The organism is Phenylobacterium sp. (assembly GCF_036402295.1).
Taxonomy (GTDB): domain Bacteria; phylum Pseudomonadota; class Alphaproteobacteria; order Caulobacterales; family Caulobacteraceae; genus Phenylobacterium.
The window spans coordinates 1-9,328 of record NZ_DASWTE010000315.1 but is presented as its reverse complement, the minus strand read 5'-3'; the positions used below and the strand labels follow the sequence as shown (position 1 = coordinate 9,328).

General features: G+C 67.4%; 7 protein-coding genes, 1 tRNA gene, 1 pseudogene and 1 riboswitch. Of the genes and pseudogenes, 2 read left to right on the top strand and 7 right to left on the bottom strand.

Features of this window, described 5'->3' with window-relative positions; all coding sequences use genetic code 11:
* The 3 genes from VGD44_RS18920 to VGD44_RS18910 all read right to left on the bottom strand — a co-directional run.
* The coding region (locus VGD44_RS18920) for an NAD(P)/FAD-dependent oxidoreductase (RefSeq protein ID WP_331089928.1) at nucleotides 1-1,476 on the bottom strand (1,476 nt) is incomplete at its 3' end.
* Between the two features lie 91 nt (nucleotides 1,477-1,567).
* On the bottom strand, nucleotides 1,568-2,479 hold the full coding sequence (locus VGD44_RS18915) for an aldo/keto reductase (protein ID WP_331089927.1): 912 nt from the start codon (nucleotides 2,477-2,479) through the stop codon (nucleotides 1,568-1,570).
* Nucleotides 2,479-3,351, bottom strand: coding sequence for an alpha/beta hydrolase (locus VGD44_RS18910; protein WP_331089926.1), 873 nt, complete (start codon nucleotides 3,349-3,351; stop codon nucleotides 2,479-2,481). Before VGD44_RS18910 ends, VGD44_RS18915 begins: the two co-directional genes overlap by 1 nt.
* Before the next feature lie 42 nt (nucleotides 3,352-3,393).
* On the opposite strand from VGD44_RS18910, the gene VGD44_RS18905 reads away from it, so the two are divergent.
* A tRNA-Val gene (locus VGD44_RS18905) sits at nucleotides 3,394-3,470 on the top strand.
* A gap of 8 nt (nucleotides 3,471-3,478) precedes the next feature.
* On the opposite strand, the gene VGD44_RS18900 is transcribed toward VGD44_RS18905, so the two are convergent.
* From VGD44_RS18900 to lon, 4 genes are all read right to left on the bottom strand, one after another.
* On the bottom strand, nucleotides 3,479-4,879 hold the full coding sequence (locus VGD44_RS18900) for a peptide MFS transporter (protein WP_331089925.1): 1,401 nt from the start codon (nucleotides 4,877-4,879) through the stop codon (nucleotides 3,479-3,481).
* Nucleotides 4,880-4,904: 25 nt separating this feature from the next.
* On the bottom strand, nucleotides 4,905-5,489 hold the full coding sequence (locus tag VGD44_RS18895; protein ID WP_331089924.1) for a TMEM165/GDT1 family protein: 585 nt from the start codon (nucleotides 5,487-5,489) through the stop codon (nucleotides 4,905-4,907).
* A gap of 62 nt (nucleotides 5,490-5,551) precedes the next feature.
* Nucleotides 5,552-5,677: riboswitch (yybP-ykoY riboswitch) on the bottom strand.
* A gap of 91 nt (nucleotides 5,678-5,768) precedes the next feature.
* Nucleotides 5,769-6,044, bottom strand: coding sequence for an HU family DNA-binding protein (locus tag VGD44_RS18890; RefSeq protein WP_331089923.1), 276 nt, complete (start codon nucleotides 6,042-6,044; stop codon nucleotides 5,769-5,771).
* A gap of 198 nt (nucleotides 6,045-6,242) precedes the next feature.
* Complete coding sequence (gene lon / locus VGD44_RS18885) at nucleotides 6,243-8,639, bottom strand: endopeptidase La (protein ID WP_331089922.1); 2,397 nt, start codon at nucleotides 8,637-8,639, stop codon at nucleotides 6,243-6,245.
* Between the two features lie 341 nt (nucleotides 8,640-8,980).
* Between lon and VGD44_RS18880 the strand changes: the two are divergent.
* A pseudogene (locus VGD44_RS18880) lies at nucleotides 8,981-9,328 on the top strand (methyltransferase); the annotation flags it as partial.

The window sequence follows — 9,328 nt, the reverse complement described above, 5'->3', positions numbered from 1 at the left end:
CAGGAAGTTCGAGGCCTGGAAGCCGGTGCCGTAGAGCAGCACGTCGGCTTCGTACTCGTGGCCGTCGGCGGTGACGACGCCTTTTGGCGTGATCTTCGCCACCTTGTCCGTAACCAGCTCGACGTTCGGCCGCTTCAGCGCCCCCAGCCACACGCCGTTGTCCAGCACGGCGCGCTTGCCGCCGACGGGATAGTTCGGGGTCACCTTGTCGAGCAGGTCGGGCCGGGCCGTGAGCTGGTTCCGGTACGACTCGATCGCCATCGCGCGCAGCATGGCGTTCTCGCCGCTCACCGCGCCGGGGTCGCCCGTCCAGGCAGGGTCGGACTTCACCATCGGCAGGAAGCCCTCGGTGGTCGTCCAGAACAGCCAGAAGCGGTACCATTTGTCGTAGTAGGGCACGTGCTCGAGCGTCCACTTCATGCCCTCGGGCACGTCCTCGTGGTAGTGCGGAACGGGCAGGCCCCAGGGCGGATTGCGCTGGAACACCGTGAGCTTCGCCACCTCGGGCGCGATTTCGGGCACGAACTGATAGGCCGAGGCGCCGGTGCCGATCACCGCGACGCGCTTGCCCTTGAGCTCCACATCGTGGCGCCATTCCGCCGAGTGGAACGCAGGCCCTTCGAAGGTCCCGATGCCCTCGATGTCGGGCATGCGCGGGCGGTTGAGCTGGCCGACGGCCGTGACCACGGCGGTGGCCTCGACGACCTCGGTCTTGCCGTCCTTGCCCTTGAGCGTGGCGCGCCAGACTTGGCGACCTTCGTCCCAGGCCAGCAGTTCGACCAGGGTCTCGAAGCGGATGTGCTTCTTGAGGTCGTACTTTGCCGCGATGCTGCGGAAGTAGCTCAGCAGCACCGGTTGCGGCGAGAAGTGCTGCGGCCAGGCGTGGTTGGGCTCGAACGAGTAGCTGTACATGTGGTTCGCGTTGTCCACCCGGCAGCCCGGATAGGTGTTTTCGAACCAGGTGCCGCCCACGTCAGGGTTCTTGTCGACGATCTCGAACGGCACGCCGGCCTGTGACAGCCGGATGCCGGTGAGGAGGCCCGACATGCCGGCGCCGACCACGAGCACCTTCATCTTCCGCGCCGCCGCCTGGACCTTCGGCGCCTCGAAGCGTGGGTCCTTGGTGCTGCGCTCCTCGAGGACCAGCTCGTCCACCAGGAAGTCGACGTACTGCTCGGGGATCGGCGCGCCGGCGACGAAGTCCATCTGCTTGCAGATCGTAGCGTGGTCGGGCCTGACCATCTGCATCGGCTTGCCGTCGAGGTAGGCCTGGATGGCGACGGCGGCGCCCTTGCGCATCTCGGCCTGGACATCTTCCGGCAGGCCCGGATCGCCACGGGACAACGGATTGTAGACCGGCGTCCACTCCGGCCGGATCCAGCTCATGTCGCCTGTCATCTGCACAAGGGCCGCCATCAGCGCCGGCAGGTGAGCGTCCTTGAGGGCCTCCTCGATGTCCACGCGCGCGTCAGCCATCCGTCTGTCCTGCCCTAGGTTATCGTTGTTCTGGAATCCGAGAATGCCCCCGGCGAGCGGGCGGCGAAAGTCCTCACGTGACGTCAGGGACTTAGCTTTGTGCCGCGCGGATTTGGGCCGCGATATTGGCCGCCAGGGGTCGCCCGGACACCTCCAGGTTCTCCCGCAGGTGCTCTGCGCGGGTCGCCCCGAACACGGCGGCGCTGACATTCGGATTGGCCAGCACATAGGCGAGCGCGGCCTGCGAGCCGGTCATGTCCGGCAGCCGGTGGAGAAACCGGAAGCGGCGCCCGCGCGCGAGCTCGTCGCGGTGCTTGGCCACGGCTCGGGCCGCGTACCAGAGGTCCTGCGGCCCCCTCAGGCGCGCCAGAAGCGGCCGCGTGTGGCCCATGGCGAGCGGCATGCCGGCGAGCACGCCCTTTCCCGCCGCCGCGGCCAGGGCGATCAGCGCCTCCCGCTCGGGCCGGAGCACGTTGTAGTCGACCATCACCACGTCGATGGCTGCGAGGCCGACAGCGTGCTCGATCACGGCCGGATCGAAACTGTTCAGGCCGACGGCGCGCGCCAAGCCCCGCGTCTTCAGGTCCGACAGCGCCGCCAGCATGGCGTCGTCGAGCTCTGCGATGGACGGCCCATGGAGCTGCAGCAGGCTGAGCGTTTCGAGGCCCAGGTTGCGCAAGCTGCGCTCGGCGCTCGCCACGACCGCCGCCGGCGACATGTCGCGCGCGATGCGGCCGCCGCCGGCGTGATAGGTCCCGGCCTTGGTGGCGACGACCAGGCCCGACGCATCGCGCCCCTTCAGCGCGCGGCCCAGCCGCGGCTCGGCCTCGCCGGCGGAATAGCTCGCGCCGGTATCGAACAGGGTGACGCCCCGGTCGATCGCCTCGTGAACCAGGCCCAGCGCCACTCGCTCATCGAAGCGCGGCTTGCCCCACCAGCTGGCGCAACCGAAGCCCAGCTCGGAGACGGTCAGCCCGGTTCGGCCGAGCGGGCGCGACAGCATCAGCGGCGCTGCCCGAAGGCGCGTTCGATGGCGGGAACCACCACGGTCTTCCAGGCCTCGGTCGTGGGGATGACCGTGTCGAAGTGGCCGACGCCCTTGATCTCGATGGCCTCAGCCTTGTCGCCCGCGGCCCGCACCTTGGCCGCGTAGGCCTCGCCGGTGTCGAACGGCATCACGTGGTCGAACTCGCCGTGGATCATCGTCACGGCCGCCCCGCTGGGCAGCAGCTCGGCGGGCGACGTCTCGGGATAGGTGCGCGGCGGCGCGACCTGGGAGATCGACGGCCCGCAGGCGCCGGCGAAGACGCCCGCATGAGGCTTCAGGTCGCCAATGCCGCCCAGGCTGACGACGGCGCGGATCTTCAGCGGATCGGCGCGGCGCAGCGCGCTCGACGGCGGCAGTCTCGCCCGCGACGCCGCCCAGAGGGCCAGGTGCGCGCCGGCGGAATGTCCGACCGCAACGACGCGGCGCGTGTCGAGCCCATGCTTCGGCGCCTCTACGCGCAGCCGATCGACCGCGTCGGCGACGTCCAGGAACGTCCCGGGATATCCGGCGCCGTCCTCGCCCAGCTTGCGGTACTCCACATTCCAGACAGCATAGCCCCGCTTCGCGAGATCGGCTGCGATGCGGCTGGTCTGCGGCAGACCCTGGTACTCGGCCAGGAAGCAGCCGCCGTGCAGCAGCACGACGACCGGGTGCGGCCCCTTCCCTTTCGGCAGGAACAGTTCGACCACCTGCGCCGGCGCGGCCCCATAGGCGATCCGCGCATCCGCCTTGGCCTGCGGCTGGGCCATGTAGTCATTGACGGTGGCGGGCGCGGCCTGAGCAGGATTCTCGGACATCAGAATGAGGATCGCGGCTAGCCAGCGCATTGCGCAATGGGCTCCTGTTGAGGCACTAGAACCCCGCGCAAAGGGCGGCTAGCTCAGCTGGTTAGAGCACCTCGTTTACACCGAGGGGGTCGGGGGTTCGAATCCCTCGCCGCCCACCATGCGCCCCCTAGGCCGGTTGCGCCGCCGGCTGGCCGCCCGTGTTCTCATGGCTCAGCCAGTTGGCGAAGAAGCGCCCTACCACCAGGAACACCACGGCCGCGCCGCCGGCGATGGCCGCGTGCATGAGCCAGAACTGGCTCGCCGGCATCCGCTCCAGGAAGGTGCCGAGAATGCCAACCGTCTGGTTCCCCGCGAACAGGTGCAGGTAGTAGATGCCGATGATCGTCCCCGTGATCGCCGTCGGCGCGGCTCGCGCGTAGAGGGCCAGCGACACTGGCAGCATGTTGGCGAAGGCGATGCTGTTCAGGATGTGGAACAGGACGCACCACCAGATGTTCACCTGGCCGCCGGTCGCCTCGGCGATCAGCGCGCCGGCGGCGAGGGACAGGACGCCGGTCACCGAGATGAAGGCGCCGATGGTGAGCTTGCCGATCTCGTCCGGCTCCTTGAACCGCGTGGCCCAGACCCGCCAGAAGACCACCATTCCGGCCAGGAAGCTGACCGAGACGACCGCGTCTAGCGTGATGAGCCAGGTTGTCGGCACCTTTTCGCCCATGAAGTTGAGGTCGACGCTGCGGTCGGCCCAGACCAGGTAGGCGTTGAAGATCTGCTGGTTGCATAGCACCGAGGCCGTCAGCACCGGCAGCAGCAGGATGAGCAGCAAGACTGTGCGCTTCTCCTGTGACGTGAGCTTCGGCTTTGCCGCCGTCTCGCCGCGACGCAGTGGCGGATCGGGCGGCAGGTGGCGGCGACCGGCCAGATAGATGACGAGCGCGATCAGCATGCCGACGCCTGCAACGCCGAAGCCGTAGTGCCAGCCCACCCTCTCGCCCAGCGTGCCCGCGATCAGCGGCGCGGCGATCACGCCGGCATTTATGCCCAAGTAGAAGATCTGGAAGGCGTCGGCGCGGCGCAGGTCCTTGTCGGCGTAGAGCGAGCCGACCTGACCGGCGATATTGCCCTTGAAGCAGCCGGTACCGAGCACGAGGCACAGCAGCGCCAGCAGGAACGAGACGTCGAAGGCCATCAGGAAGTGGCCAGCGGCCATCAGGAGGCCGCCGAGCACGATCGTGCGCGTCTTGCCCAGCAGCCGGTCGGCCAGGATGCCGCCGAGGATCGGCGTCAGATAGACCAGGCTGGTGTAAAGGCCGAAGATCGCAGAGGCGACGGCCTGGGTCGACGCGCCGGGCCGGTAGACGGCCTGGATGAGCTGCTCGAAGACCACGAAGCCCGCGATGTTCTCCACATGCGGCGTCAAGAGCAGCGTCTTGGTCATGTAGAGGACCAGCAGCGACTGCATGCCGTAGTAGGAGAACCGCTCCCACGCCTCGGTGAAGGCCAGGTAGCCCAGCGCCTTGGGATGGCCGAAGAAGGCCTTGTCGCCGACGGCGACCGTCGTGGTCGTCATAAGATTCTCCAAACCCCGCGGAACCTTAGAAGGAAAAACCCGGCGTGAGGAAGGCCGATGCGAGCACCCATGCCCCCAGGACGAGGAAGATGAGGGCCGCACCGACCCGGACGTAGCGCAGCGGCACGACCCGTGTCGCGGCTTCGCCCAGTAGCACGGCAGGCACGTTGGCGATCATCATGCCGAGCGTCGTGCCGGCGGCCACGACCGCGATGTCCTGGAAGCGCGCCGCCAGCAGGGTCGTGGCGATCTGGGTCTTGTCGCCGATCTCCACCAGGAAGAACGCCACGAGGGTGGTCAGGAACACGCCGCCCGCGCCGCGGTCCGCCGCGCCTTCATCATCCTTGTCGGGTATCAGCGCCCACAACGCCATCGCCACGAAGCCGGCGCCCACCAGGATCTGGAACGCCGGCCCGCTCAGCCAGCGCGCCACGACGAATCCCAGGGCGGCGGCGCCGGTGTGGTTGAGGATCGTGGCGACGAGGATGCCCAGGATGATCGGGACCGGCTGGCGAAACCTGGCGGCCAGGACGATGGCCAGGAGCTGTGTCTTGTCGCCGATCTCGGCGACGGCCACGAGCCCGGTGGAGACGAGGAAGGCCTGCAACATGCGCACTCCGGGACGCGGCATTCGACACGACGACGCAAGGCCCCCGCCGCGCCCACAGGCTTAAGGAGACTGCATCGCCGGTCTCGCCAATCCGGACCCGAAGGTCCGCCGCTCGCGCCATGGCCTCGAAAGGCCAAGTCTGTTGACGCGGGCTCCGCTGTCGTGCGGACGGCTACTCCCCGAAGAGGCGGTCCTCCTAGCCCGCGCGGCCCCTCAGGCCAAACGAAAAGGGCGGCCGCGCCAGGCGGCCGCTCCTTCGTCTCTCCCCCAAATGTCGAATCAACTGTTCAAGGTGCTCTTCAGCGCGTCGCCCACGCGGAAGCGGCAGGTCTGCGACGCAGGTCGCTTCACCTTCTCCCCCGTGCGCGGATTGCGCGCCGTGCCGGCGGCCCGTTTGACGGGCACGAAACTCCCGAAGCCCACGAGACGGACTTCGTTTCCCGCCTTCAGCGACGTCGAGACGGAGGCGATGAAGGCGTCGAGCGCCTCCTTGGCCTGCGCCTTGTTCAGGCCCGCCTTGTCGGCGATTTCCGAAACGAGTTCGGCCTTCGTCATGGTGTGTTTTCTCCCAGCCCAATTCTTTGTTTGGCGCGGTGGGTCTTGGGCTTCGCCCGCCTACGCCTTGTTCGAATTCACGCATGACAAAGCGTAACCGTCAAACGGCAGCGGCGCGGGAATCCCTCCCGCGCCGCGCCTTGTCACAGAATTTGATCGCCGGCGTGGTTAAGCTTCCGGAGATACCCGACCTTCGAACTAGTGAATCCCGATGGCGTCCGCAGCATCGTCGCCGTCGACCGCCACGGCCACCGGCGTCGGTTCGGTCCACTCGATCGCCACCGGCAGGCGGGTGAGCGCCTTGGCGAGCACCTCGTCCATGGTGTTGACCGGGATGATCTCGAGCGCCGACTTCACGTTGTCGGGGATGTCCGCCAGGTCCTTCTCGTTCTCTTCGGGAATCAGCACCGTCTTCACGCCCGAGCGGAGGGCTGCGAGCAGCTTCTCCTTCAGGCCGCCGATGGCGGTCACCCGGCCCCGCAGCGTGACCTCGCCGGTCATGGCGATGTCGGCCCGGATCGGAATGCCCGCCAGTACGGAGACGATAGCCGTGGCCATGGCCGCGCCCGCGGACGGACCGTCCTTCGGCGTCGCGCCGTCCGGCACGTGGATGTGCACGTCGGTGCGCTCGAAGATCGGCGGCTCGATGCCGTACTTGGTGGCCCGGCTGCGGACGTAGCTGTTCGCCGCCGAGATCGACTCCTTCATCACGTCCTTCAGGTTGCCCGTGATGGACATGCGGCCCTTGCCGGGCATCTTGACGGCTTCGATCGTAAGGATGTCGCCGCCGAACTCGGTCCACGCCAAGCCGGTGATGATGCCGACCGCGTCTTCCTTGTCCGTCTCGCCGTAGCGGTACTTCTTCACGCCCGCATACTTGCCGAGGCGCTCGTCGTCGATGGTGATCGACTTGGCGTTCTCGCGGCCCAGGTCCCGCACCGTCTTGCGCGCCAGGTTGCCCAGCTCGCGCTCGAGGTTCCGGACGCCGGCTTCGCGCGTGTAGTAGCGGATCAGGCCGCGGATCGCGTCCTCCGGCACCACGAACTCCTCGGGCGTCAGCCCGTGGTCCTTGGTGAGCTTCGGCAGGATGTGCCGCTTGGCGATCTCGACCTTCTCGTCCTCGGTGTAGCCGGGGATGCGGATGATCTCCATGCGGTCCAGCAGGGGCTGCGGCATGTTGAGCGAGTTGGCCGTGGTGACGAACATCACCGGCGACAGGTCGTAGTCGACCTCCAGGTAGTGGTCGCCGAACGTGGAGTTCTGCGCCGGATCCAGCACCTCGAGCAGGGCCGAGGACGGGTCGCCCCGCCAGTCGCTGCCCATCTTGTCGATCTCGTCCAGCAGGAAGAGCGGATTGGTCCGCTTCGCCTTCTTCATGGACTGGATGACCTTGCCCGGCATGGAGCCGATGTAGGTGCGACGGTGGCCACGGATCTCGGCCTCGTCCCGCACCCCACCCAGCGACACGCGCACGAACTCGCGGCCAGTGGCCTGGGCGATCGAGCGGCCCAGCGACGTCTTACCCACCCCAGGCGGGCCGACCAGGCACAGGATCGGGCCCTTCAGGGTGCCCACGCGGCTCTGCACCGCCAGGTACTCCAGGATCCGCTCCTTGACCTTGTCGAGGCCGTAGTGGTCCTCGTTGAGGATGTCCTCGGCCTTCTGCAGGTCGATGGTCTTCTGCTTGGCCTTGCCCCACGGGATCGACCGCAGCCAGTCCAGATAGTTCCGCACGACCGTGCTCTCGGCCGACATCGGGCTCATGTTGCGCAGCTTCTTCAGCTCCGCCTCGGCCTTGGTGCGGGCTTCCTTGGAGAGCTTGGTCTTCTTGATCCGCTTCTCGAGCTCGATCAGCTCGTCGCGGTGGTCGTCCTGTTCGCCCAGCTCGCGCTGGATCGCCTTCATCTGCTCGTTGAGGTAGTACTCGCGCTGGGTCTTCTCCATCTGCCGCTTCACGCGGTTCCGGATCTTCTTCTCGGTCTGCATGACCGAGATCTCGCCCTCCATCAGGGCGTAGACCTTCTCCAGGCGCTTCACGACGTTGAAGACCTCGAGCAGCTGCTGCTTCTCGGCGATCTTGACGCTCAGGTGACCGGCGATGCGGTCGGCCAGCTCCGAGGGGTTGTCGATCTGCGGGATCGCGGCCAGCGCCTCGGGCGGGACCTTCTTGTTCAGCTTAACGTAGTTCTCGAACTGCTCGATGACCGCGCGGCTCAGGGCCTCGGCCTCGGGCGAGCCCGCGCCGTCCTCCTGGACCATGGCGATCTCGGCTTCGTACCACTCGCCCTGGCCGGTGAACTTGGTGATCCCCGCGCGCGCCTTGCCCTCGACCAGCACCTTCACGGTGCCGTCGGGCAGCTTCAGCAGCTGCAGGATCGTGGCGACCACGCCGACGTCATAGATGGCGTTCGGCGACGGATCGTCGTCGTCCTTGTCCTTCTGGGTGGCCAGGAGGATTTGCTTGCCCTCGGCGCGCATGGCCTCTTCGAGGGCGCGAACGGACTTCTCCCGGCCGACAAACAGGGGAACCGGCTGGTGGGGGAAGACCACGATGTCCCGCAACGGCAGGATCGGCAGGATCTTGATCTCTGACATATTGCTCTAACTCCTGGCGGGCCCGATTTGTCTCAGGCCTCGCCTGCCGGATCGCGGTCACTCAAACGATGCGCTTGAGTCGGACGACCCGTCCGCCGCACGCCGGCGGATTGCTCGATGATTTATGTGGACGGTTTCCAAGGCCTTTCAAGCGTGTCGCTTAATAGGCGCGACACTGCGTCCATTCGCCTCTGATACCAGCTTTGGCGGGAAAGGACGCGGATGGCGAAGGGCCAGAATCCGCTCACGCCGTTCAGATAGGCAATACAGCCGTTGGTCTCAAGGCTATCGGCGCTCGCGGCGGACCGGCCTACCTTGCGCTGATCTGGAGGAAGCTATCCATGCGTCTGATCCTGACCGCCGTAGTCGCCGCCGCCCTCGCTTCTGGCTGCGCGCGCTCCGAATCCGCCAAGGCCGAGGCCCCGGCAGCCCCGGAGGCGGCCCCCGCTCCGACCGCAAACGTCGCGGCCAACCCTGCCCGCGCCGCCGACGCGGCCAAGGACGCCACCCGCAAGGGCCCGGAACTGGTGGCGTTCGCCGAGGTGAAGGCGGGCCAGAAGGTCTACGACCTGATCCCGGGCAGCGGGTATTTCACCCGCCTGTTCAGCCTGACCGTGGGGCCGACCGGCAAGGTCTACGCCGTGTGGCCCGACGAGTACGACAAGGTCTCCAAGCCCGACTCCGACGTG